The organism is Peribacillus frigoritolerans (genome assembly GCF_030676415.1).
In the GTDB taxonomy this organism is placed as follows: Bacteria; Bacillota; Bacilli; order Bacillales; family DSM-1321; genus Peribacillus; species Peribacillus frigoritolerans_A.
The window spans coordinates 1-24,267 of the sequence record NZ_JAUUTW010000054.1 but is presented as its reverse complement, the minus strand read 5'-3'; the positions used below and the strand labels follow the sequence as shown (position 1 = coordinate 24,267).

Annotated in this window: 23 protein-coding genes; 3 read left to right on the top strand and 20 right to left on the bottom strand. The window is 38.7% G+C overall.

Annotation, left to right across the window (positions count from 1 at the left end; genetic code table 11):
* The coding region (locus tag Q8G36_RS27390) for a transposase (protein WP_305275306.1) at positions 1 to 144 on the top strand (144 nt) is incomplete at its 5' end.
* A 337-nt stretch (positions 145 to 481) separates the two neighbouring features.
* On the opposite strand, the gene Q8G36_RS27385 is transcribed toward Q8G36_RS27390, so the two are convergent.
* From Q8G36_RS27385 to Q8G36_RS27300, 18 genes are all read right to left on the bottom strand, one after another.
* Positions 482 to 634: a YfhD family protein gene (locus tag Q8G36_RS27385; RefSeq protein ID WP_076368975.1), complete on the bottom strand. Its 153-nt coding sequence runs from the start codon at positions 632 to 634 to the stop codon at positions 482 to 484.
* A gap of 359 nt (positions 635 to 993) precedes the next feature.
* A complete protein-coding gene (locus tag Q8G36_RS27380) occupies positions 994 to 2,097 on the bottom strand; it encodes a chitobiase/beta-hexosaminidase C-terminal domain-containing protein (RefSeq protein WP_305162917.1) in 1,104 nt (367 codons plus the stop codon).
* Between the two features lie 14 nt (positions 2,098 to 2,111).
* Complete coding sequence (locus Q8G36_RS27375; protein WP_305162918.1) at positions 2,112 to 2,435, bottom strand: AtuA-related protein; 324 nt, start codon at positions 2,433 to 2,435, stop codon at positions 2,112 to 2,114.
* Positions 2,416 to 3,756, bottom strand: a complete 1,341-nt coding sequence (locus Q8G36_RS27370; protein WP_336623000.1) for an acyclic terpene utilization AtuA family protein — start codon at positions 3,754 to 3,756, stop codon at positions 2,416 to 2,418. The genes Q8G36_RS27375 and Q8G36_RS27370 overlap by 20 nt, the downstream gene beginning before the upstream one ends.
* A gap of 7 nt (positions 3,757 to 3,763) precedes the next feature.
* Positions 3,764 to 5,068, bottom strand: coding sequence for a CitMHS family transporter (locus Q8G36_RS27365; protein ID WP_305162919.1), 1,305 nt, complete (start codon positions 5,066 to 5,068; stop codon positions 3,764 to 3,766).
* Between the two features lie 440 nt (positions 5,069 to 5,508).
* On the bottom strand, positions 5,509 to 6,924 hold the full coding sequence (locus tag Q8G36_RS27360; protein WP_305162920.1) for a sigma-54 interaction domain-containing protein: 1,416 nt from the start codon (positions 6,922 to 6,924) through the stop codon (positions 5,509 to 5,511).
* A 424-nt stretch (positions 6,925 to 7,348) separates the two neighbouring features.
* Positions 7,349 to 8,056 carry a GntR family transcriptional regulator gene (locus Q8G36_RS27355; RefSeq protein ID WP_305162921.1) on the bottom strand — a complete coding sequence of 236 codons (708 nt, stop codon included), beginning with the start codon at positions 8,054 to 8,056 and terminating at the stop codon, positions 7,349 to 7,351.
* Between the two features lie 231 nt (positions 8,057 to 8,287).
* Entirely contained in the window at positions 8,288 to 9,340 is a 1,053-nt protein-coding gene (locus Q8G36_RS27350; protein ID WP_305162922.1) for a YeiH family protein, read from the bottom strand.
* 43 nt (positions 9,341 to 9,383) lie between these two features.
* Positions 9,384 to 10,133 (bottom strand): PIG-L family deacetylase, encoded by a 750-nt coding sequence (locus tag Q8G36_RS27345; RefSeq protein ID WP_305162923.1) that lies wholly within the window; start codon positions 10,131 to 10,133, stop codon positions 9,384 to 9,386.
* A 149-nt stretch (positions 10,134 to 10,282) separates the two neighbouring features.
* Entirely contained in the window at positions 10,283 to 11,644 is a 1,362-nt protein-coding gene (locus tag Q8G36_RS27340; protein ID WP_423806875.1) for an aminotransferase, read from the bottom strand.
* Positions 11,645 to 11,786: 142 nt separating this feature from the next.
* Positions 11,787 to 13,550 carry a sulfoacetaldehyde acetyltransferase gene (gene xsc / locus Q8G36_RS27335; protein WP_305162924.1) on the bottom strand — a complete coding sequence of 588 codons (1,764 nt, stop codon included), beginning with the start codon at positions 13,548 to 13,550 and terminating at the stop codon, positions 11,787 to 11,789.
* Between the two features lie 173 nt (positions 13,551 to 13,723).
* Positions 13,724 to 14,554, bottom strand: coding sequence for a phosphonoacetaldehyde hydrolase (gene phnX / locus Q8G36_RS27330; RefSeq protein WP_305162925.1), 831 nt, complete (start codon positions 14,552 to 14,554; stop codon positions 13,724 to 13,726).
* Positions 14,555 to 14,661: 107 nt separating this feature from the next.
* A complete protein-coding gene (locus Q8G36_RS27325) occupies positions 14,662 to 15,117 on the bottom strand; it encodes a hypothetical protein (protein ID WP_305162926.1) in 456 nt (151 codons plus the stop codon).
* A 160-nt stretch (positions 15,118 to 15,277) separates the two neighbouring features.
* On the bottom strand, positions 15,278 to 16,690 hold the full coding sequence (locus Q8G36_RS27320; protein WP_305162927.1) for an amino acid permease: 1,413 nt from the start codon (positions 16,688 to 16,690) through the stop codon (positions 15,278 to 15,280).
* A gap of 380 nt (positions 16,691 to 17,070) precedes the next feature.
* A complete protein-coding gene (locus Q8G36_RS27315) occupies positions 17,071 to 17,703 on the bottom strand; it encodes a YitT family protein (protein ID WP_305162928.1) in 633 nt (210 codons plus the stop codon).
* A gap of 584 nt (positions 17,704 to 18,287) precedes the next feature.
* Entirely contained in the window at positions 18,288 to 18,989 is a 702-nt protein-coding gene (gene tatC, locus Q8G36_RS27310) for a twin-arginine translocase subunit TatC (protein WP_370694137.1), read from the bottom strand.
* A 147-nt stretch (positions 18,990 to 19,136) separates the two neighbouring features.
* The gene (locus Q8G36_RS27305; RefSeq protein WP_063233420.1) at positions 19,137 to 19,349 is read right to left on the bottom strand and encodes a twin-arginine translocase TatA/TatE family subunit; all 213 of its coding nucleotides are present in this window, start codon (positions 19,347 to 19,349) and stop codon (positions 19,137 to 19,139) included.
* Positions 19,350 to 19,419: 70 nt separating this feature from the next.
* Positions 19,420 to 21,162, bottom strand: a complete 1,743-nt coding sequence (locus tag Q8G36_RS27300) for an alkaline phosphatase D family protein (RefSeq protein ID WP_305162930.1) — start codon at positions 21,160 to 21,162, stop codon at positions 19,420 to 19,422.
* Between the two features lie 562 nt (positions 21,163 to 21,724).
* Between Q8G36_RS27300 and Q8G36_RS27295 the strand changes: the two genes are divergently transcribed.
* Both Q8G36_RS27295 and Q8G36_RS27290 read left to right on the top strand, forming a co-directional pair.
* The gene (locus Q8G36_RS27295; RefSeq protein WP_336623001.1) at positions 21,725 to 21,871 is read left to right on the top strand and encodes an aspartyl-phosphate phosphatase Spo0E family protein; all 147 of its coding nucleotides are present in this window, start codon (positions 21,725 to 21,727) and stop codon (positions 21,869 to 21,871) included.
* A gap of 309 nt (positions 21,872 to 22,180) precedes the next feature.
* A complete protein-coding gene (locus tag Q8G36_RS27290) occupies positions 22,181 to 22,444 on the top strand; it encodes a DnaA N-terminal domain-containing protein (RefSeq protein WP_305162931.1) in 264 nt (87 codons plus the stop codon).
* Positions 22,445 to 22,622: 178 nt separating this feature from the next.
* Here the strand turns inward: Q8G36_RS27290 and Q8G36_RS27285 are convergent, their stop codons facing one another.
* Both Q8G36_RS27285 and Q8G36_RS27280 read right to left on the bottom strand, forming a co-directional pair.
* Positions 22,623 to 22,979: a hypothetical protein gene (locus Q8G36_RS27285; RefSeq protein ID WP_305162932.1), complete on the bottom strand. Its 357-nt coding sequence runs from the start codon at positions 22,977 to 22,979 to the stop codon at positions 22,623 to 22,625.
* Positions 22,980 to 23,003: 24 nt separating this feature from the next.
* Complete coding sequence (locus Q8G36_RS27280; protein WP_251437298.1) at positions 23,004 to 23,588, bottom strand: hypothetical protein; 585 nt, start codon at positions 23,586 to 23,588, stop codon at positions 23,004 to 23,006.
* Positions 23,589 to 24,267 lie beyond the last annotated feature (679 nt).

Below are 24,267 nucleotides of genomic sequence, written 5' to 3'. Positions count from 1 at the left end.
GCAGATGCAAAAGAAAAGCATGGTATGCGTTGGACTACTTTAAGGAGACTTAAAAAATTGTCGATGCAGGCGATGCTTACTTTCGCTGCCATTAATTTAAAGAAGATGGCCAATTGGACATGGCGAGATCCAAAAATGGCCTAACATAGTGGGCTCGTAGAGCCCCAATCTCTTAACTTTAAGTGAAAATTCAAAGGGAATTTCAAAAGGGGTTCAGAATTTTTTAATTCCGAACCCCTTTTGTCTACAAACTGAAAGGATTTCTAAATTAAAGATCCTTTTTTTATTAACTATTAAATCGATTTCTTAAGTAAGCTTGCAAAGTATTTTCGCGAAACGACCTCCGTTTCGCGATTATTGTTTGTTCACTACCGCACCTTTTATTCTATAAGAAATTATAAAAAACAGTGCGATTTTTTCTGTTTTACTTAAATTTAAAAAGGAGTGTAAAAATCAATCCGTACCTTTCACTTTTTTTGTTTCATTTAGGCCTTGTAGCTCTTATTTTTCCACTTTCACCTAGCTCACGAGAAAACTCTTCATCAACACGATCTGGTTCTATTTTTAAGTTTTCGGGAGTTTGAGGTAACGCCTTTTTGCTGCTAGATGGTTTATGATTGTTTGATCTTCCCATAATATTGCCTCCTAACGAAATTTAAATCTTTATTAGTATGGCTAAGAACCACATTTATATATCTTTAGTTTTGCTCATGAACGAACATTTTTATCTTAATACAGTTTTTTGGGACAGCTCCTTCTTATACTACTTAACGCACCGTATTGAATAAGAAATCCTGTTCTTTGATGGAGATTGTCTTTAAACTACACTACCTCTACTTCATATTATTTTAAAGATTCATGCAAGGTTTACAAAATAACTACAGTCTATTCGTCACAAAAGTTCATTCATTTGTTTCGTAAGCTCTTAAAATTACTTGTCGAGTTCTGGTACGCTTCATCATTTGGAGTTAATAAATCATTTTTACACAAAATTTAATTCGAAGACTTTACCTGCTGGAATACCCACTCTATCATTTTTTCATTTTCATAGGCGGGTATCCATGATGCATGGTCATAATTCATTTCTGATTTATATTCTGTGTATATTGGTTCTCCTCCATCACTTTCAATAGCATCTATAATATTTCTTGAATATGAAACAGGGATGACTGAATCGTCTTTTGCATGAAATGCCCAGATTGGTACGTGTTTGATTAGATGGGCCTTAGCCGGATCAGCCCCTCCCGCTATTGGGACCATCGCTGCAAATGTATCAGGATGTTCCATATTCATATTGAATGTACCAAAACCGCCCTGAGACAACCCTGTGGAATAAAGTCGGTTTGGATCGATATTATATTCTCCTCTTACGTGTTGCAAAACTTCGTATGCCATTTTAAGGTCCTCGGACACTTCGAATACTCTGCTTAAATTTACAATGTTATTAACATCTCTGGTAATCGTGAATCCACCATCAGGAACATTACGCGATTGAGGAGCTAAAATAAAAGATGGATGCTTAGCTTGATTTTCAGGTGCCGCCCAGATAACGGCACCGTCGTTAGCCGTCAATTGCTTCTCATTATCATTTCCTCGTTCCCCACCCCCGTGTAAGAACAAAACGAGCGGATAAGGTGTATTTGGATCATAATTTTCAGGTACGTATAGACGGTACGGCATCGATTTATAGGTGAATTCTAAAAACTTTTCAGCGATCGAGCCCCTGGTCTCGAATGTGAAAGTAAACTCAGCGACATCGCTTTGATGTTTCTTATTCTTTACAGTTGACCCTTTACTTTTTACTTTTCCCCTTATCGCGATAGCTTTAATTATCGAATCGTTATTAACGCGAATCGCCTCTATAAATAAAGTGCTTTTATCTGTAGGAATACTTCCATCTGTCGTGTAATAAATCTTTGCTCCAGGCGACGTTGAATTCAAGACTACTTTTTGTTCCCCATAATAGTTACCGGATGCAGAAGAAGCCGTTGGTTCTGCCACTTTACTGTTTATATGATTGCTTTTTGCAAAAACAGGCACAGTAAATAATGTTAAAATAAGCAGTAACATCAACATACTATTTATAAATTTCGCCATTTTTTATCCTCCTACTATAAAGCTTCCTGTACCTCTATTTCCATCTCCAATAAGGCGTAACTCAAACTTTTCCCATGCGTATCCATACCGAGTGATATTGTAACTCCGCCAAGCAAAGCTTGATGGCAAACGAACTGAAGAGCAGCGATATTTGGAACCTCGTATCGAAAAATTTCACCATCAACAATGTCCTTAAAATGTTGTTTTACTCTCTCTATTGTTACTTCTTTGCATAAAAGGGAATAGTCTTTTTCCTGATATGGAATAAGCGAAAGCATCAAAATATTCCCTTTATCACCGGCGCGACTGTGGGCAAGCTCATAAAGTTTTCTCTTCATTCAGTACACTCTCCTTTATTACAACACTCACTTCAATTTCTTCTCGAGGAAGTAGAGAAGAAACAATTCCTAAAACTTCGTGTGTATACTTTCTTGCTCCTCCTCCACCGGCTGGCCCGTTTGTGTAAAGAGATTCAACCTCTTCACCAATTTTAGCGGCTTCGCTTAGACTGAATGTTTTAGCTGCGACCCTTAGTCGGACTTCGTATGGTTCATTCCATTTTCCAAACGTATTACGGTGTGTGGATGAAACACCGATATAATCAATCCGCAACTCATCAAAACTCTTCTCAAGTCTAGTTCTCATAACGTCTCCAGCTAGTTGTGCTCGTCCCCATGCATTTGAACCTGCATAAGAAATTTCTCCTTCTCCAATAAACCCTGCATGGTAACCGACGCTTACTTTTAACGTTTCCGGCCGTTTCTTTCCTTTCCCTCCTGTTACTTCAATTCGATCCGGCCCTGCCTCGCGAAGCTTTACTGACATAAAGTCGGCAATTACATCAGGTGTAATGTATTCGTTCGGATTTGTGACTTCATATAAAAGCTGTTCTTTCGCCGTCATCAGATTGATAACTCCACCTGTATTTGGAATTTTTGTAATCAGGGCAGAACCGTCTGCTTGTACCTCCGCATACGGAAATCCTAAGTTCTCCAAGTGTGGAACATCCTTTTTTCCCGGATCTGCGTAATAACCGCCAGCAATTTGACCACCGCACTCCAAAAGGTGGCCAATAATGGTTCCCCGTGCAATTAAATCTGTCTCGTCAACCGACCACCCGAAGTGGTGTACCATTGGCGCTAAAAATAAGGATGGATCCGCCACTCTCCCGGTCAGAATAATGTCTGCTTCTTTTTCTAACGCAGGTAAAATTGCTTCGACACCGAGATAGGCATTTGCCGATAAAATTGGTCCACATGAATGTAGAGGCTTATTTGTTTCCATAGACAGTGCATCTGTATCTAGGAATGACGATACATCATCTCCTGTCACAGCCGCCACTTTGATAGAAAGACCTAATCGTTGGGCAATTTCAATTACCTTTTCAGCGCCACTGACCGGGTTGGCTGCTCCCATATTTGTAATTAACCGCACACCATTTTGAATGAGTGTTGGAAGTAATAGCTCCATCCTCTTTTCAAGCAGCGGATCATATCCTAATGAAGAATTCTCTTTTTTTCGCTTGTGTGCCAGCGCGATTGTCCGTTCAGCCAAACATTCCAACACTAGATAATCCAAATTCCCTTTTTCTGCAAGAAGTAATGCGGGTTCCAACCGATCACCTGAAAATCCTGCACCTGAACCGATTCTAATCAACATAATCACCTCAAATAATAGTAATAGCTCCTGTTAGCAGGGCTACGATAGTCATGATAATCGTTGTTCCAAATGCCCATTTAAAAATAAAACGCTGATGATCCCCTAAATCAACGCCTGTCATTCCGATTAGAATAAACGTAGAGGCAGTTAATGGACTTAATGGGAAGCCGGTTGTCATTTGCCCCAGTATAGCTGCCCGGCCAACTTCAATGGGATCAATTCCAAAAGTAGAAGCGGTTTGACTTATGATAGGTAAAACTCCAAAATAGTAAGCATCCGGTGTAAAAACTAAACTAAGAGGCATGCTTGTAATCGCTGTCAAAATAGGTAAGTAGCCCGCCATCGCTTCAGGAATAACCGACACCATTGAAAGCGCCATCGCATCAATCATTTTTGTCCCGGTCAAAATACCGGTAAAAATCCCCGCCGCAAAAATCATGGTCGAAACCATAACAACGTTGTTTGCGTGACTTGTGATACGCTCCAGCTGTTGTTTTTGGTTTGGGTAATTCACCAATAAAGCAATTGTAAAAGCAATAATAAACAAGGTAGGAAGTGGCAGCCATACTTTGATTAAAGCGATGAGAAGAATCAGTGTCAAAATAAGATTGAACCAAAAAAGTTGGGGACGTTTAAATTCTAATGTCGTTACCGCTAATTCTTGAAAAGCTATGTTGTCCTTTTCCTCCAAATCTACAATCCCTAATCTTTCCCTTTCTCTTTTTCCAAGCAAATAGGATGAAAACAATACCCATAGGATACCTGCAACCATAGCAGGTAGAATAGGATTAAATAGTTGAGCAGAAGTGACATTCAAAGTTGCCATCGCCCTTGCTGTTGGACCGCCCCATGGTGCAAGATTCATGACACCGGCTCCCAGAGCCACTACACCTGCTAAAATCAGAGGGTTCATCTTCAATCTCTTATAGAGAGGTAGTAAGGCCGAAACAGTAATCATAAAAGTTGAAGCACCATCCCCATCTAACGATACCAGCATCGTGATAACAGCCGTGCCCACCACCACTTTTAAGGGATCTCCTTTCACGATATGAAGCATCTTAGATACGATTGGATCAAACAAACCCGTGTCCATCATCAGACCAAAATATAAAACAGCAAAAGCCACCATAATTCCGGTAGGAGCAACCTTTTCGATACCCGCTAGCATCATCTCTCCTATCCCCAAGCCAAATCCGCCAATCAAAGCAAAAACGATCGGCACCAACACCAGAGCAATTAAGACCGATAAACGTTTTGTCATAATAAGGTAAAGGAAAACTCCTATTGTCAAGCAACCTAAAATAGCTAACATATAATCCCCCCAATGAGTCGTGAATTGAATGTTTACTGACATACTTCAGCTGAAAAAAATCCCCCCACGAGGCATATTTACTTAAGATTCCATTGCCCTTTCTATAAGAATTTTGCTGTGTAGTATTCTTTTTGCAAGAACCATGCCTAAACAAAGAAAGTTAGATTAAATTATTATTGAAGTTAGATTTTCTTAGGTGTTTGTTCACTCTAATGCTGATTTATCAGTTATTTTAAGTACTCACTAAGAAAATTAAAAAACAAAAAAGAAAGCACTTTATTGATAGCGCTTCCCTTAAGAGTAGATTCAATTTCTAATTTTTTAGAAAATATAACTAATCATTCTCGAATAAATTATTTTATCCCCTAATTCTATGGCCTTGGTGGATTTCTAATTTTTTAGAAATCTATTGATATTATTCTAATTTTTTAGAAATCATTTTAAATAATACGGTATTTTTTCATTTTATTATATAAGGTGGCCAAAGACACCCCTAGAGAATTCGCTGTTTTTTTTCTTCCTTCCATATCATTTCCGTACTTCCCCAAAATTTCTTGAATGTATTTTGATTCTGCTTCTTCCGTTATGTCTTTTAGTGTATGACCGTTTGGTTTTAAAGTAGAACCTAAGCGATTCAATTCAAGCTTCATCATTACATCGGGTAAGTGTTGGAGCTTTATTTCCATTTCTTCCGCCATACAAGTTGCATAGTCGATAACATTTCTCAATTCTCGAACATTGCCAGGCCAATCATATGACCGTATAAATTCTAAAGTTTGTTCGTCAATCGTGTACATAGAACCATCCCTTGCTGATGGAGTTAATGAGGAACGAAGCAATGAATGAACCAGTTCAGGGATATCCTTTCTTCGTTCCCGAAGAGGTGCTATCTTTAAGCTTATAACATTAAGTCTATAAAACAAATCTCCGCGAAAATGATTTTTATTTACGAGCTGTTGTAAATCACGGTGTGTAGCGGCAATAATCCTGACATCGATATCTCGCTCTTCTGTTTCTCCTACTCTTCTGATCTTACTTTCTTGTAACACCCTGAGTAACTTAGCTTGGAGATCATATGACATATCACCAATTTCATCCAAAAAGAGCGTACCCTGGTCTGCCATTTCAAATAAACCGATTTTACCGCCCTTTTTTGCATTGGTAAAGGCCCCATCTCCATAACCGAATAACTCACTTTCTAATAAAGAAGGTGGAATAGATGCACAATTAACTGGAATAAAAGGCTTATTGCCACGATGGCTTTCATGATGAATAGCCTGTGCGAATAATTCTTTTCCTGTCCCACTCTCGCCGATAATTAAAACTGGAAAGTTGGAATCGGATACCCGTTTTGCCACATACACAACGTCCTTCAACCCGCCATCTTTTCCAATAATGTCATCAAAAGTGTATTTTACTTTATATAGCGCACTCATCTGCTTTTTAAGCTGCCGGACTTTCTCGTTTTGTTTTTGAAGTTCAAGTGACAATTTATGAACTTCAGTTAAGCTTTTACAGACGGACACAGCGCCAACAACCTGTTCATTGAGAATAATTGGAGCCATATCTACCACATATTCCCGATCTTTTGTCTTTCGGTAGACCCCAGCACGACACTGACAATCGTTTAGTGTTTTTGTAAGTTGCGCTCCGGGCCGATATTTTACCAGGGGCTTCCCTATGATATCAGGTGTAACACCAGTAATACGTGTATATTCAGGATTAATCATTTTTACAAACCCATTATGATCAATTACTAGAACACCGTCATTGATTGACTCTAAAATTGCTTTCAACCAGCCTATGCTATTTTCACTAATTGAAGCAGTGTTTTTATTATTTGATTGCTCTTTCAAGGAATTAACTCCTTTCACCCTTATATACTATTGTTATCTAAAATTACCACTTCATTTAGTTCGCATTTCAGCATTTTGCGCCCGGATTATTTCTATAATTTTTTCTCTAAACTTCTCATTCGTGAACATTTCCTTTGTGGTGTTATGTATACCCAATTCTTCAAATAAAGTCCTATCAATGTGTTCGTTGAATACTATATTACTTAGATATTGTCTCTCCTAAGTTAAAAATCAGCCATTTTTCTACCTTAATACTACGTTGAACCCGGTGGGAAATCATTTTGAAGCTAATGGGGTTTATTAGAATATCTTGACTGGAATTTTTAAACGGTTCAAAACCGACTAACTCAATGATTTTAGAACCGAAAATAACCTAAGCCTCTCTGCTTCTTAGAAAGGCTTAGGTTATATCATGTCCCCAAAATCAATTCTTCCGGGACATTTTCATTGCGAATGAGTACATATCAGATCGGAATAATCCTTTGTAATACTCTACTAAATTACCATCAGAATCAAAAATCATTCGTTCTGTAATCAACAAGCACATCGTTTCGGCTATACCTAAATGTTCTGCATCTTCTTTTGTTGGAAAGCCGCAGGTTATGATTTGTTCCGCCTCACAAAAGTCAATGTTTAGATCACCTTCGAGTGCATCATACAATACGGTTGTACTTAAATCGAATTTCGTCAATTTCTTTCCTAGGTCCAAAGAATAATAATGCAATTCAATGGCTATGGGGACATCCCCCTGTAACCGCAGCCTTTTAATATGATAAGATTCATCTTCGAACCCATTTGCATCAGTAATATTTTCAGGTGTCATTACACGGCCATGATCTAGTAATTTAATTCCCATGCTTTTAGTGGTTTCAGTGAAACTTATCATCTTTAGCCATTCTTGTACAGGTTTAAGGGAAACGAACGTTCCCTTTCCATGCCTCTTTTCCAATATCCCCTCACGAACCAGGATGGATACGGCTTCCCGTACAGTACTCCTGCTGACAGAATACATATCCATGAGTTCCCTTTCACTAGGGATTTTGTCTTTATAATAACCTTCCAAAATCTGATTTTCCAATATGGTTTTCAATTGAGCATGTAAAGGGATTGGATTTTTAAAGTCTAACTCCATAAAATTTCCTCCAAACAGAAAAAGACATCGTAATGTTCGTATCAGTTCTTATATTGTAAACCAAATAGTTATAATATTCAAACAAACCAACATTCATTTTTTCCTTAAATTAGTATTTTTTCAACTTTTCACTCCTTCTTTTCCCAAAAACGTTTTCTTTGGATGAATAAAAAAAACCTGAATAGATCTATATATTCAGGGCTTATCCATAGGCAATGGAAAGCTTATATATTAAACGATAAAGTACGATATTATGGAAAGCAGCAAAGAGGTAATGGTCATAGCTAAAAGAGGACGCATGGCTTTTGTCCGCAGTGCCTGCAGACTAACATTCAGTCCAAGACCGATCATGGCCATTGTCAATATAAATGTAGTCGTTTTGGATATGCCATCCATTACGAGAGGTGCTACCGTAATATAAGTTCCAAACACATAACTTCCTATTAGACTCATGATTATAAAACCAACGAGGAACCATGGAAAATCAATTTTGGCATCATTGCCCATTTTCCCGGATGTGCGTTTTTTCATCCAATACATAAAAATGAAACATAAAGGGATAAGTAAAAAGACACGGCCCAATTTTGCGAGGAGTGCAATCGCTAGCGCATCTTCACCAGCCGGTGCTCCTGCCAATGCAACATGGGCGATTTCATGAAGACTGATCCCAGACCAGATTCCATAATCCAAAGCAGATAGCGGAAGGATTGGACGTAAAAGTGTATAAACAATGGAGAAAAGTGTTCCCATTAAAGCAATTATCCCGACGCCTATGGCTGTATCCTCTTCCTTCGCTTTCACGATTGGAGATATTGCCGCAATGGCTGCTGCCCCGCATATCCCGGTTCCTACAGCAAGAAGAAGGGAAATGGAAGCATCTGCCTTAAGCCACTTTGCAATCAGGACCATCACGATTATGGCAAATGTTACTGTCCCTATGTCACGTACCAACAGTGGCAGTCCCTGATTGAAAATCACATCGATATTTAATTTCAACCCGTATAAAATAATGGCAAAACGCAAAAGTTTTTTTGCGGAAAATTCAATTCCCGTCCTGAACTTTTCTGGATATCCCGCAATTTGACGATAAATCACGGCAATGATGATCGAGCATGCAAGAGGACCGATTCGATTGAATCCTGAAATCTTGGACAGCCCCAAGCCTAAGAGAGCAATAAAAAAGGTGAAAGCGATACCGCTCAGCCACAAAAGCACCTTATTTTGAAGCGGTTTTTGCTGCTTCTGAGGTATTTCTTCCAGTGGCACATATTTTTCCAATTCCATACATTCCTTCCCCCTTTCCATAAACTAAAGCCCAAATTACGTATCATCCCATCCTTTCAATCGTTTGAAAAAAATCGGTTTCTTCTATATTAGTAGGTGAATTCCCTTTGATAAAATACTCGGATTCCTTTAAAAAAGGCAAGCTTGGATTTTGATTCCCCCATAATTCAGGAACGGCTAGAGTCTGGGAACGATGGGACCTTAAGGCACGGATCTTTTTCTGTAAAGTCCCTGCTATATTCACTCTTGTGATACTGCTCAGCCCGTTTTCCTTTAACCATTCATCATAAAAAGAATGCCAAAGGACAAAGTACAGACTATGAACCTTAAAAGCTGGAAATACTGGATCTGGATAAAAATCGGGATCACCGGATTTTAGAAAAGCAAATTCGGCAGCACGGCCAATCGCACAATGGTCTGGATGCCCCCCATATTTCTCATGGAATGTTACTAGTGCACTCGGTTGAACCTCACGAATCACCTTTACGATTCTCTCCGCCAATAAATCAAAGCTTTCAAATTCAATCGTTTTATCCCTTACGTTTAAAAATCGCAGGTCGCTGATCCCCAATTCTTCACAAGCTCTTTTTAACTCCTCTACCCTTAGTTCAGGCAATGCCTCCCTTGTTGTAAGAATGGGATTTCCCATGCGCCTGCCCATTTCGCCTTTTGTCGCACATAGTAAAGTTATATGAACACCTTGCTCAGACATTTTGGCAATGGTTCCGCCACACAGGAATGATTCATCATCGGGATGAGCAAGAACCACCAATAACCTTTGTTGTGATTGCATATTTCCTCCTACTTCGGATCCTCCAGTTTTCCCACACTGTGAGACCCAATATGAAAAAATGGACATGGATGTCAAAACGGTTAGACATATCATGCCCATCTTCAAATTCGTCTATAAATATAGCATCCTAAAGCTAATCGTTTTTTTGGTTAGCATAATTCATATAAAACGGATTTAACCGTTTCTATGACAAAGCGTAAATCTTCAACAGTCGAAGATAAAGGCGGTGCGATGATCAGTACATTACCGTATCCAGGAACTGTATCACCATTACGGCCGATGATAAGACCCTTTTCCTTGCAAGCCCCTATTATTTTACCCATGAACTCATCGGAAACAGGCGTTTTTGTCTTTTTACCTTCCACTAATTCAATGCCATATAAAAACCCAACTCCCCGAACTTCCCCTACTTTATCCAGGGCTGTCAATTCAAAGAGCGCACTTAGTGTCGATTCACTTAGTTCAGATACTCGTTGAACGATTTTTTCATTTTCTAAGATTTCAATGTTCTTTAAGGCAACTGCGCAAGATGCAGGATGGCCTCCATATGTTGACACATGCCTGAAATGATTTAAATTTCCGTTCTCTTTGAATTTCTCATAAATCCTGGAATTCACTGCCGTTGCTCCAAGTGGAAGATATCCGCTGGTCAACCCCTTTGCCATCGTTACAATATCCGGTTGAACCCCCTTGGAGTGCATGAACCCAAACATTTTTCCGGTTCTTCCAAAACCTGAAACCACTTCATCCACAATTAAAAGAACATCATGCTTCTTACAGATTTCCGAAACTCTCGTTAAGTATTCTTTCGAAGGAATAAGGACCCCGCCACCAGAGATGAATGGTTCAAGAATAACACCAGCTACCGTTTCAGACCCTTCAAAGTTAATGACCTGATCGATATATTCAGCTGCAAGCAAATCGGAGTTTTCAACGTTTTCCCCAAACGGGCTTCGATAACTGTACGGAGGTGGCACATGCAGGAAACCTGGAACCGCCGGATCGTATTTCACTCTCCGATTAGCCTGTGCGGTTGCGCTTAGCGCACCAAACGTATTGCCATGATAAGCTCTATACCTTGAGATGAATTTGTATTTACCCTGATTCCCATTTTGGGAATGATATTGCCTGGCTATTTTAAAAGCTGTCTCATTCGCCTCAGAGCCGCTGTTCGTAAAAAAAGTTGTATAAGAGCCCTTTAAATGTTCACTTATTTTTGCAGATAATTCGATTGCCGGCTTATGGCTTAACGTTAAAGGGAAGTAAGATAAGTGAATCATTTGTTCATAGGCTGCCTGGGCAATCTCTTTTCGTCCGTGACCCAGGTTCAAGCACCATAAACCGGAAACCCCATCTAAATATTTATCACCTTTAGTATCTGTGAACCATGAGCCAAATCCTTCTGTAGCCATCATGGGAGCATCCTTCTCATTATAGCGATGCATCGCATGCCATAAATGGTCTTTATCCATTTGAACAAGGTCTTTCGTTTCAGTTTCCATCTTCACCATTGAAACCCCCTTATTATTCATTGAACGCAATTAAGTTAAGTTCCCATGCTGTTACAGACCTTTATAGAGCGGATTGTTGATGGTGCGATGACCAAAATCGTTCATTAAGTCATCGCACCTGTCATATCACCTTTTCATACCATTATTTATCCCAGTTTTTATGATCTAAATGAGAATATTTTTCTAATAATCTAGTAGGCATTTTTAATGCATCTTTTCTAAATGGAGGAGCTAATTGTGTTCCATCCACTTGTATATCAATGACAGTCGGTTTGTTTGATTTTATGGCTTCTTCAATGACAGCGCCTAACTCCTCAGGTTTTTCGACCCTAATACCAACAGCCCCCATTGATCGGGCAACTTCTGCGAAATCAGGATTTTGGATATCCGCCCCTACAAAACGATTATTATAAAAATCGACCTGATTCTTTTTCTCTGCACACCATGCATTATTATTGAAGACACATGCTATGACAGGTATGTTTTCTTCTACGGCCGTACTGACTTCATGTAAGCTCATGCCCCATGCGCCATCACCAACAATGGCTATAACAGGCGTATTCGGCTCAGCTAATTTGGCACCTAGTGCGGATGGATAAGCAAATCCTGTATTCCCGAATGTAAGTGCAGCGATATGCCTGCGGCTCTGGTTGAATTTCAAGTAAGCGTTTGCAGTTGACGATACATTACCGATATCTGTAGTAACGATGGCATTTTCAGGCAACACTTTAGTCAATTCCAATAGGGCTCGACGCGGATTGATCGGGGTTCCATCGATCATCGCAAGTTTCACCAATTCTTCTTCCCATTTTTGTTTTTCATTCGTCACTTGGACTAACCGCTCTTTTTCTTGTTTTAGGTTAGGTTTACTAGCCTTCAACCGTTTCAAGATTTCACGACTCGCTTCACGGGCATCTCCGATGATCCCTACTTCCACAGGGTGCGTCCTCGCTATTTGCCTTGGGTTAATATCTATTTGGATGATGTGCGCATCTTTAGGGAAATAATCAATGTCATAGCATGGTAACGTTCCAAATACCGATAATCTTGTACCGACCGCCAATATGACGTCCGCTTTCTTAAGTGTATTCATGGCAGCTTTTGAACCCATGTAACCGATTGGGCCGACTGACAATGGATGATCAGCAGGAAAGGCATCATTATGCATATAAGAGACAGCTACCGGAGCTGTTAAATATTCTGCAATATTCTTAATTTCCTCAATGCCATCTGAATCAACCGTTCCCCTGCCGGAAATGATGACCGGATACTCAGCCTCAGCTAAAATTTCAGCCGCTCTATCCAAGGATGCAGAAGATCCGCAGCCCCTTTCATCTACGCGATATTGATGTGGCTGAAGTATTTGATCTTCCACTTCACCATAGAAGTAATCACGGGGGATATCGAATAAAACCGGTCCCCTCTCGGCATAGGCGATCCGAAAAGCTGTCCTAAGGCAATCAGCGACCCGGCCTGGGTGTGTCACTCTAACCGTTTCTTTCGTGATTGCCTTGAAGATGGAAACCTGATCACATTCTTGAAAACCATCCCATCCAACTGTTGGTGTACCAGCTGAAGGTGATATGACCACCATAGGAGTATGAGCTTGATTGGCCGCTGCAACAGAGGTGACCATATTCGTCATTCCAGGTCCGTTTTGCCCGATGACAACTCCTGCTACACCAGAGACACGACAATAGGCATCTTCCATATGTGCTGCACTTTGTTCATGGCGGACACCAATGAAACGAATGCCTGCAGTTGGCAATAAATCAAGCATATCCATGAAAGCAGATCCCAGAATTCCCGAGATATGTTTAACTCCCTCGGCCACTAATGTCTCAACGATGGCTTCACTTGGTGTCATTTTAACTTTCGTTCCTCTTAACATTTTTGTTTCGACCATAGCACATTCTCCTTCATTATATTTATTTCTGATAATGACGTTGCGACGTCCGTACCAGTTATAAGATGTATAATACTACCATTGGGTGTAACAGTCAATAAACAAATTGAATATTTTGAATTTATTTAAAATCTCTAACCATCATAGGCGCTAACTCATGTATTTGAATCTTTTTAACAAACAAATATATCCTTTTTTTCTGTCAATCTGTAGTTGATCCTATCGATGATCTCCAATAAATCACCTATTTCATCAATTACGAAATCGCCACCTGCATTCAAAAAACGGTTTTCTGCATGTTTCATCCGTTTTTGCAGATCATATGGGTCCATTTCGTTGATTTCTGCTTCTGAAAGGCCGATTTCACTGCCGCCTTTCAATACGGCAACAGTCCACATTCCCGCAGATATGCCTTCTTTGATGTCACTGATCGTATCGCCGACTTTAACGATTTTGCTGAGTGGATACACTTGGAGATTCATCGCCGTCTTAAAGCACATCCAAGGGGCAGGCCTTCCTGAAGGTACATCGGTGGACGCAACGATGGAATCTGGTTGATAGCCCCATTTTTTCGCCTCTTTTTTAACAACATCAATCATTTCACGAGTATACCCTGTTGTCGAACCGATTTTTATTCCTTGCTGCCTTAAACGGCCGACTAATTCAATTACGCCTGGTATTGGCTTGGCGGTCTCCTTGAGACCCTTAAAAAGCAAAGCCTCAAAGTCCTTATATAATGATTTTAAATCTCTTTCGTCCGGTTCTTTCCCGAATTTAGCAACCCATAAATTGGAGATTCGTTTCATTTTCAGGAGTTCCATTATATGATCCATTTTCAATAAACCCATAGGTTCCCTTGCTTCTTTAATGGTAATATCTATCCCCCTTATCCTGAATATCTCGACAAAAGCTTGGACCGGTGCAAAACAACCATAATCCACCGTCGTTCCTGCCCAATCAAATATCACTGCCTGAATCTCTTTGCATTCTTTTGCACTTTCCAATCTATGCTCCCCTCCTCATCCTTTACCTCCTCCAAAATCTCCAAACTTACTAAACCTGTTAAAACCCATACATTCCCCACTGGTGATAACCTGGGTATAAAGTGAATTCATTTCACTTCTTCCAAAAATAACTGTAAATCTTCTTTAGTAGCTTCAGAGAGTCGTTTAATCTTTGCAAGATCCTTATCCGGATTCCCTGACTCCCCAATTAATGGGTAAAGGTTTTTCTCAATCCGTTCATACCAATCGGGGTATTCATCTTCCACTTGCTTTTCTATTGAATCCCAAGCAGAACTGATCTCTTTTCCCTTTTCTTGAATTTTCTCTGAGTCCGCTTCCGTACTTATTTCTGATTCCAATCCCTTTATGGATTGAATCACATCGCCGACACCTTTTTTAATAACCTCAGCATTTTGGGTTTCACCCAGATTTGAATCCGGATTTTCATTCATGACTGGACTTTTTTCTTGTTGAGCCTCATCCGGTCCAGCTGAATTGTTGCAGCCTGACAGCAATATGGCCCCAAGGACAACCCCACTAGTTATTACACGGAAACCATTCAACATAATCCCTCCTTCATGATTTAAAAGAGATGTCACCAAGCACTTGCTGGCACAACTCTCTTTTTCTATGGGAAATCATATTCTAGCTGATTAGTGATTGAAGAATTTTGTCTGAGGAATTCCATAGAAGTAAAATTAAATCAATGGTCTAGAGCCAAAGCTATAACTTTTCAGAATTAGGAGAACCAGAAACAATATTTAATTCATTCTCCATATACTTCGCTTTTTTTCGCCGAATGAAAAAGAATGAACAGATAACGATTAGGCTAAAGAGCATGGTAAAGATAAACTGTGGACGCTGCGAATCGATAAAAGCCATTAATATTAACACGGAAATCATGGAAATTATGGTTGCATAAGTCAAATACGGGAATAACCACATCTTGATCTTGAAAATTCCGGGATTCTCTTTCTCCATTCTCTTCCTTAATCGGAGATGGGAAACCGCAATGGCAAGATAAACAAGAATTCCGACTCCACCCGAGGAATTCACTAAAAAGAAAAAGATTTTATCAGGTGAAACATAACTGAAAATGGTGCTGATAAAGGCAAATAAAGTAGAGCCGACTACAGCAAATATAGGGACACCGTTCTTGCTCACTTTAGAAAATAACTTTGGAGCGTCACCCTTTTGTGCAAGTGAAAATAACATGCGTGAACTCGTATATAATCCCGAATTCAAACAGGAAAGCAATGCAATGAGAATCACTATATTCATGATCAGGGCAGCAGAAGGGATTCCCAGCATTTCAAGTACGGCAACAAATGGACTTTTCAGCAAAGAAGCCGAATTCCAGGGTAATAGCGTCACTAGTATTGCGATGGACCCAATATAGAAAATCAGGATTCGCCAAACCACACTATTCAATGCACTTCTAACTGACTTAACCGGATCACTGGTCTCACCCGCGGCAATCGCTGGAATTTCCACTCCAACAAATGCATGAAAAACAATTGCCACTCCAACAAGCACAGAACTTAGCCCATTTGGAATAAAACCGCCAAAATTCAGAAGATTGGAAGCGCCAGGTGGTTTTATCGTTGGGATAAAACCTAATATCACTGCCACACCCAGGCACAAAAATAGTATGATACTGATTATTTTAATGATTGAAAACCAATATTCGAACTCACCAAACGATTTTACGGAAAAAATATTCGTCATTTTCAATAGGATAATCAATGATAGGCTTATAACCCAGACAGGAACGGAAGGAAGCCAGTTGTGTATGATCGCAGCTCCCGCTGTTGCTTCCAAAGCAATTACGATAACCCAAAAGAACCAATATAACCAACCTGTTGTAAAACCGGCCCATTCACCAATCCCCTCTCTTGCATAAACGGCAAAAGATCCAGTATTGGGATTCACTGTGGCCATTTCCCCAAGCATCCTCATGACTAAAACAACGATCAAGCCTGCCAAAACATAGGATAATATCGCCCCGGGGCCCGTTTGACCAATAATGATACCGCTTCCTACGAATAAACCAGCGCCTATGACACCACTCAAAGATATCATCGTTAAATGTCTTTGTTTCAGACCTGGTTTCAGTTCTTCCTGTTGATGTTTCATACCCTCCACCAACTTTCAATATTTTGGGGAATCAACTAAGATAATCGCTACTTGAATGTAAAAACAAGGCTTTTCAGCTGCCTGTCCTTTACACTTTCACAAAGATAGTGGGAACTTGGAAACATGGCATTTTAAAAACAACACAGGAGATGACGCTATGAATTTAAGATTCTATATCACTATTCCTCCTTCCTTAAGGCTATTTTGAAATACGAAGCGATCTAACATCACTACGTCATGATGTTAGTACCACTTTCTATGTGTATAATACACTCTGATTTTTTTAAAGTCAATTTAAAAATCAGAATATTTAGATAACAAAATGGAATATTTTAATAAAACAAACGGTGTCAATTAATACTGTGAACCACATTTATTTTTCATTTTACTTCTTTAACCTGGGAGGTTTCATCCAACACACTTTCCACTGCTGACTTTACGGCCTTCTGCTTTCTATCCAGCATTTTCTTTAAAAGATATGAAAATAAAAATGTAAACGCAATACCTTTAATAATCGAGGTATAACCATAAACAAGAAGACCCAATATCAGTACGATAAGATTAATAATCCTGATTGTCGCTGCAATATCAATTTTTTCATTTTTATGATGTAAAATTAAGGCGATCACGTCAAAGCCAACAGTCGAGGCATTTGCTGTTATACATAAATAATATCCCATCGCTATCAAAATCGACGAAATGATAATCACTAAAGCGATATTTATATCAAAATTAATGTTCAATGAATAAAAAAAATTAAAAAAAACCATATAGCTTAGGGAACTTACGATCGACTTAAAAAAGTACTCTTTCCCTAGAAAAACTAAACAAATGATTAACAGTAATCCTGTAACGAAGTTGGCTAGCATGGCAATGTTATAACCCGTTAATGCATTCAATAATAACGCCGAGCTAGTTACCCCGCCATTGATAATTTCATTGGGAACGATTAAATAAGCATAGGCAAAGGTCATGGAAATGTTTCCTGCGATAATTTTCAATAAATCCTTCATAAAATTCTCACCATCCCATTCGATATATTGATAATGCTTTTCCCCCCCTAAATATATACTTGAACCATATGATCCACATTCACCTCTTACACCAATTTATTCGAACCTTTTACCGTTTAATATTTTTGAATGATTTTACGAAGAATGCATTTTTTTGTTCAAGTGATTACAATAATTCGCTAACCAGAATCCTCTCTCCTTCTAATAAATAAAATTATACATCCCTCAGACCTGAAGATGTTCATGTTTATATATAATCATTTAGGCATTGCAGGTTTTCTGTTATGTTAATAAAACCTGATATTTACTTGAATGGATTAAATTACCACATGTTATTACAAAGAGAAGGCTTTTATAATGCTCGCTTCAATAGACTTAGTTCGAAGATGATACCTCAAAAACCTGACAAAATGGATAAGAAAAGCATGTATGTAAGAAGGCAAATGCAAAAACAAGTCCCCCTAATCATTTTCACAAATTATTATTTCGCAATAAAAAAGTTGAGGGGTATGCCCCTCAACTTTTTAGTGTTCCCTAAATATTTCCTGAGAAATGTCGCTTTTCATAGTTTGTGATCAGCCATTTCATGTTACAGGTAATGCTGACTCATCTTTCATAAGCCTTTTACGATAAACCATATTGGACAGCTGTACACTCATTTCATAAAGCACAAGCAAAGGGACGATGACCAAAATGTCCGAAATTATATCTGGAGGCGTAATCAGGATCGAGATGATGACCAGTACGAAATAAGAAATCTTACGAGACTTTTTCAACACTTTTGGATTGATGATGCCTAATCTGGTCAGGAACATCACCACAAGCGGCATCTCGAATAAAATCCCGAAAGGTAAGATCAAATTAATCATGAACCGAAAATACTTTTCCGCTGTGAACATCATCTCGAACTGCCCGGCCGATAGGGAAGTGAGGAAACCCAGCACTATAGGAAACAACACAAAATATCCAAATGAGATACCTGTGATGAATAAAATGAACAGCCCAGGTATGAAGCGAAATGTAACTCTTCTCTCTTCCGGTTTCAACGCTGGAGCAACAAAGCGCCATATTTGATAGGCTGCTAGCGGAATCGTTGCAGCTATTGCGCAAACCGCAGCGATTATCATATACACCCACAGGATCTCACTTGGACCGAGCACGGCGAGCTTTCCTTCTAAATCTTTAATGAGCAGTTCATAAATATCCTGTACGAATATGAAACTCACTATGAAAAAAGCCACAAAACCTATCAGTGTTTTAATGATTCTGCTTCGGAGTTCCTCCATATGCTCAATAACGTGTATATCCTTACTCTCCACTTTCACTCCTCCTTTTTAGACATTTTCTTGCCATATTGCAAAAAGCACTTCCCCTCGAACTCTTCTCATGAAAAGAAGCAGGCGAGTCTTTCCGCCCGCTATAACTCATTTAATTCATCCCTCTTTTTTAACAGCTCTTAACGCAGCTTTATTCTCGTTTTCATCCTCTTTCTCTGAATCATTCACCAATCCTTTGGTGGCACTTTTGAATTCAGATAATGTCCGGCCAAATGCACGGCCTATTTCCGGCAGCTTGGACGGTCCAAAAATAATCAGTGCAATCACGAGGACGATCACCAGACCGGGTATCCCTATATTTGAAAGCATTCTAATTCACTCCTTTAATATTCTCATTTTTCTTCACCATGTCCTTGTCAAGCATCTTAATGGTTCCCTATCAATTAGTGACTTTCCCCTGACTTTTCATTCTTTGTTTTTCATGTGCACGATTATGGGCACGTGTCCGATCTTCCTCTACTTCATTCGTTTTTTGTACACCTTCCGTAACCGCTGCTGATGCAACCTTTCTAAGCCCTGTTTGATCCTTTTCAAAGACAAAGGATGCTCTTGTCGATATATCAGCACCTGGTTCTGTCACGAATGGGACTACACGGTAATCCGCCCTCCATTGTTCTGGCGTTACTTTGCATCGGACATATCCCCGGTAATCATTAAAGAACTTTATATGTGGATTCTGACTTAGTATTTTATCCGTATCCGCACGCTTATCCGCACCATTACCACCAGATGTGATGGAAGTGCCGACAAACTCCACACCGAATATCTTGGAATTCGGATCATCGAAATCCGACTTTAAATTGGCCGCCCAGCTTGCATGTACATCACCGGTCAATACGACCAGATTTTCCAGGTTGTTTCTTTTGATTACATCAATCAAACGATCGCGTGCAGCTGGGTAACCATCCCAAGAATCCATGCTGAATTTGGGAGCGGTTGGTGTTCCATAATTCCGTTGTGCAAAGAAAATCTGCTGAGGCAGCACATTCCACTTCGTACTTGATTTTGAAAGATTGTCAGTTAGCCACTGTTCCTGCTCTGGACCCAGTAATGTCCGCTTCGGATCAAGTGACTCAGGCGTTTGTGGTGAGCTCACATCGCCGTTTGCCTGATCATCCCGGTATTGACGTGAATCGAGTACAAAGAAAGAGGCCAGGTCGCCATATGTGAAATTTCGGTATAACCGCATATCCGCTCCCTTAGGCAAAGACGATTTACGAAGGGGCATATGCTCATAGTAAGCCTGATAAGCCGCTGCCCTTCTCTTGATGAACGCTTCAACCGATTGCCCTTTTTCCGGGATGACATTTGCATAATTGTTTTCAACTTCATGATCATCCCATGTCACGACCCATGGGAAAGCTGCGTGTGCCGCTTTTAAATGGGTATCAGAGCGGTATTGTGCGTATCTATTTCGATAATCCTCAAGCGTGATGATCTCCGGACCACTATGTACACGGACATTACCTGTAGAAGCCACATATTCATTTGGTCCATATTCATAGATATAATCGCCAAGGTGGAAGACAATATCCAGATCTTCTTTTGCCAAATGTTTATAGGCCGTATAGTAACCATGCTCAAATTGCTGGCATGAAACAAACGCGAATGACAAGCTCGAAACACTTGAACCTACTGGCGGAAGAGTTTTCGTTTTCCCAGTCTGACTTACTTCCCCTCCACTTTTAAAACGGTAAAAATAGACCTTATCAGGTTTTAACCCGCTTACTTCCACATGAACGGAGTGGCCAAGTTCCGGCCTGGCTATTTCCTTGCCTTGCTGGACAATCTTTCTGAAATTCTCATCCTTTGCCACTTCCCATTTAACGGTAATGGCTTCTTTTGGCATTCCTCCGCCATTCAACGGATCAGGTGCCAGCCTTGTCCATAAAACTACACTATCCGAGAGAGGATCACCTGAAGCTACACCGAGAGTAAATGGATAATCACTGAATTTCGGGGCAGCATTCACTTCAATCCCGCCCATTGATTGGGCAAGGGCAAGACCTAATGAAAGTCCGGCAAGCTTACTTGCTCCCTGGATAAAATTTCGGCGGTCCATATTCTTACCTAATTCGCTCCAATTCTTAATTAAATCATCCATTGCTCTTTCATTATTCATTGATCTTTCCCTCCTAATATTTGAATATGGTTCAAGTATAGAAGGCCATTTTTAAAGGTGTATGAAGATGTGTAAATCAATAAATCAATAAATTAGGAATTTTTAGGCAGGTCTTATGATACCCATTGAATACAAAAAGAGTTTTAATTCACTCATGCATTTACATAGCCCTACAAACTTTTACATATAACGACAGTCTTTCAGCCTAGTTCTCTTAACGAATCATTTATTTAATCGTTACAAATAACTTCCATGGGCTATTTTTACAATAAACCTTTAAAACTATAAAAGCCTAAAGAAGCCAGCGAAATAATGGAATAAAATAAAGATCGCCATCACTTGGTTGGATCCCACCGCAGTAAGGAAACCTTGATTCAAAGGAAGGTTTAGAAATCATCATAGTTTTCTGAAATCGGACAATAATACTTCAGCAAACTTTTATAAGTGAATACTCACTTTTTGTTTAAAAACATCCTAATTTATGTAATAATAGTTTCATAACAAAAAAAAGAAAGCACTTGAGGATTCTGCATTGGAGAGTATGGAAGCATAATTTGAAAAAATTGAGATATTGAGGAAAGAATTAATAACCACCGGATTGATTTATGGATTTACTGCCCCAAAAACATTACATAAAAGCCAGGAACTAGATGAACTGTTGAATTTACTTACAAATGAAAAAGAACCAAATGATTTAGAATATGTCTAAAAACAGGAATGAACTAATACTTTATGGATCTTTCTTGGACTCTTGGACTTTTACCTATTGCTTCCTAGTATAGTTTTCTACCTTATTTCGTGTAGAATTCGCCATGGGACTAGAACATAAAAAAGTTATAATAGAAAGATAACCAGACATCAAGGGGGCGTACAATGGATAGTAATGATAAATCTTAAGATTTTTCAATGCAGGAGTTTCTAAAGCTAAAACTTTCACTAAGACATGAATTAAATCGTGTCACTCAAATAATAGATCATTTAAACCCGGATCAAGAGGCCTGTACCTCCGTTAAAAGATGTGTCAATACATAATGAATTGTTGGACGATAAAGATATATTCTCCCTTGTTAAAGTACAAATGCAGAAAAAGATCTCTAAACCGAGCTATGAGACTTGGATTAAAGATGTGTACTTTTCTTCTATTGAAAGTGACCAAATGACATTAGTTGCACCTAATGTATTTGCTCGAGATTGGCTTGAGGAAAGGTACGCAGAATTAATTAAATCCTTGCTGAAGAGTATCAATGGAAAAGATTATACGATTCGATTTATTACGAAATAAGGGAACTCTTAACCAACCAAACGAAGAAGCTATAAAGGCTCCTTCGTTCGTTATAAGAAAATAATAAAGTACATGTTATGTGCCTAAAGCTTTAGTCTGAGATAATATGAAGTAAATAGGCAGCCAACTGGCTGTTTTTTCGTCCGGAATTTCCCCAATTTCATAAGTTTAGCGTTTTCTAAGCATTCATTTTCCTATATCTTACGGTCATATCAACGATTGTCAATAATAAAACAAACCATAACACAGGATTATTCAAAGAGATTCCTACAGTAGATTTTCCGCCCATTACCGTTAATAATCCTATTAGCACTAACATATAAAAAATAAATACTGCTTCTCCAATTAATGCATTTTCACAATCTTTTTCAGTCTTTCGATTAATGACAATATAGACAACCGCTAATGAGATCATTCCAATTGTCAGTGCAGTTTTAGGAATGTCTTTGAGAACGAGATGAGGGAAATAATCAAAAATCATAAGAAAAGAAAATAATAAAAAGATACCTATTCTCAATAATATTTTCAAATTCATCTTATTCCCCATTTCCTCGATTTATTATTTCCCAAACCAGTAATTGCATTGGAAATATTGAACTGATTTAGGTGATGTGTAATTACTTTTGCCATAATGAACCACTGTCGCATGATAATTTCTTTTCTTTTCTGCAGTGCTATATGAACTTGATACCCAAGAACCCACGTAAGTTGGACTAATTTTGGACCAGCTATTTAACTTTACAAAAAGCCAATTAGCGAATACACTGTCTGTCAGTTTTTTAGGAATCTTTTTCATCATATATGCAAAAATTAGATTTTTGGCTTCATTTACACCGGTATTTTTGTAGGTTCTATAAATAGGAGCTATTTCAGTTTTTGTTGATCCACCTGAAATAGGTCCATATGCAGTTATACCACCAGAGTTAAGTGTATTAATACTCATAACTTCATTATATAGATTTTCAATCTCTTGCTCCGTTAAAATTGTATTACTTATTATTTCTAGTTCATTAAAAGAATAGGCATGTTCGTTTACTTCTTGTTGTGTCGATGTCTCGTTGCTAACTTCTATACTTGCAAAGGAAGGAGCTACAAAACTAAATAAAATAATCAACGATAATGAAAAGGCAAATATATTTTTCATAATATTCTATTCCCCTTCTAGTAGATTTTTCTTAACATTTTTCCTACATTTAAGAAATAAATTCTCTCATAGAAGATGCTGTTTATGGAGTGATCTAAGTAGAGGCTGAAGGACAAAGGTTTAAGGCTGAAGGCTGAGGCGGGAACAATTCCGATTTCTATATCTGTTTATAAAATCCTCTCCTTTCCATGGTTAGGTATTATCTACCACTTTATATTAACATTAGCATGAAAATATAACTAGATTTATTTTATTTTTATAAAAATATATAAAAAAATAAGGGTCTGAAGAATCATTATCCAAATTATCGTTACCTCTTTTAGAAGCTGTGGGATTTTATGACTTCATTCAAACTTGGAATATGTCTCAGTCAAGATTTTTTTCGAAAGAAGTAGTTTTTATGTTCGGTCAATTCTTTGACTGGTTCACATAGACGTCGTAAAAGATACTAATTATGTCATCTAATAATTTTTAAAAGTCTCATTTCCTCAAACATTTAAATGCTTTTATAATATTTGTTAAGCAATATCAAAATTAATATATTATATTAATACAGACTGTAGACAAACTCGATGAAAATCGAGTTTGTCTATTTTTATGGCTTGTACAATTTGGACGTTGATTTCCACTCCAGGCACTCGCTTTCCGCGGGCGGTCGGGGAGCCTCCTCGGCTTTCGC

Excerpts from the sequence above, each read along its gene's own strand:
- Q8G36_RS27385 (WP_076368975.1), bottom strand. The coding sequence starts at position 634 with ATGGGAAGATCAAACAATCATAAACCATCTAGCAGCAAAAAGGCGTTA.
- Q8G36_RS27380 (WP_305162917.1), bottom strand. The coding sequence starts at position 2,097 with ATGGCGAAATTTATAAATAGTATGTTGATGTTACTGCTTATTTTAACA.
- Q8G36_RS27375 (WP_305162918.1), bottom strand. The coding sequence starts at position 2,435 with ATGAAGAGAAAACTTTATGAGCTTGCCCACAGTCGCGCCGGTGATAAA.
- Q8G36_RS27370 (WP_336623000.1), bottom strand. The coding sequence starts at position 3,756 with ATGTTGATTAGAATCGGTTCAGGTGCAGGATTTTCAGGTGATCGGTTG.
- Q8G36_RS27365 (WP_305162919.1), bottom strand. The coding sequence starts at position 5,068 with ATGTTAGCTATTTTAGGTTGCTTGACAATAGGAGTTTTCCTTTACCTT.
- Q8G36_RS27355 (WP_305162921.1), bottom strand. The coding sequence starts at position 8,056 with ATGGAGTTAGACTTTAAAAATCCAATCCCTTTACATGCTCAATTGAAA.
- Q8G36_RS27350 (WP_305162922.1), bottom strand. The coding sequence starts at position 9,340 with ATGGAATTGGAAAAATATGTGCCACTGGAAGAAATACCTCAGAAGCAG.
- Q8G36_RS27345 (WP_305162923.1), bottom strand. The coding sequence starts at position 10,133 with ATGCAATCACAACAAAGGTTATTGGTGGTTCTTGCTCATCCCGATGAT.
- Q8G36_RS27340 (WP_423806875.1), bottom strand. The coding sequence starts at position 11,644 with ATGGTGAAGATGGAAACTGAAACGAAAGACCTTGTTCAAATGGATAAA.
- xsc (WP_305162924.1), bottom strand. The coding sequence starts at position 13,550 with ATGGTCGAAACAAAAATGTTAAGAGGAACGAAAGTTAAAATGACACCA.
- Q8G36_RS27320 (WP_305162927.1), bottom strand. The coding sequence starts at position 16,690 with ATGAAACATCAACAGGAAGAACTGAAACCAGGTCTGAAACAAAGACAT.
- Q8G36_RS27315 (WP_305162928.1), bottom strand. The coding sequence starts at position 17,703 with ATGAAGGATTTATTGAAAATTATCGCAGGAAACATTTCCATGACCTTT.
- tatC (WP_370694137.1), bottom strand. The coding sequence starts at position 18,989 with ATGGAGGAACTCCGAAGCAGAATCATTAAAACACTGATAGGTTTTGTG.
- Q8G36_RS27305 (WP_063233420.1), bottom strand. The coding sequence starts at position 19,349 with ATGCTTTCAAATATAGGGATACCCGGTCTGGTGATCGTCCTCGTGATT.
- Q8G36_RS27300 (WP_305162930.1), bottom strand. The coding sequence starts at position 21,162 with ATGAATAATGAAAGAGCAATGGATGATTTAATTAAGAATTGGAGCGAA.
- Q8G36_RS27285 (WP_305162932.1), bottom strand. The coding sequence starts at position 22,979 with ATGAATTTGAAAATATTATTGAGAATAGGTATCTTTTTATTATTTTCT.
- Q8G36_RS27280 (WP_251437298.1), bottom strand. The coding sequence starts at position 23,588 with ATGAAAAATATATTTGCCTTTTCATTATCGTTGATTATTTTATTTAGT.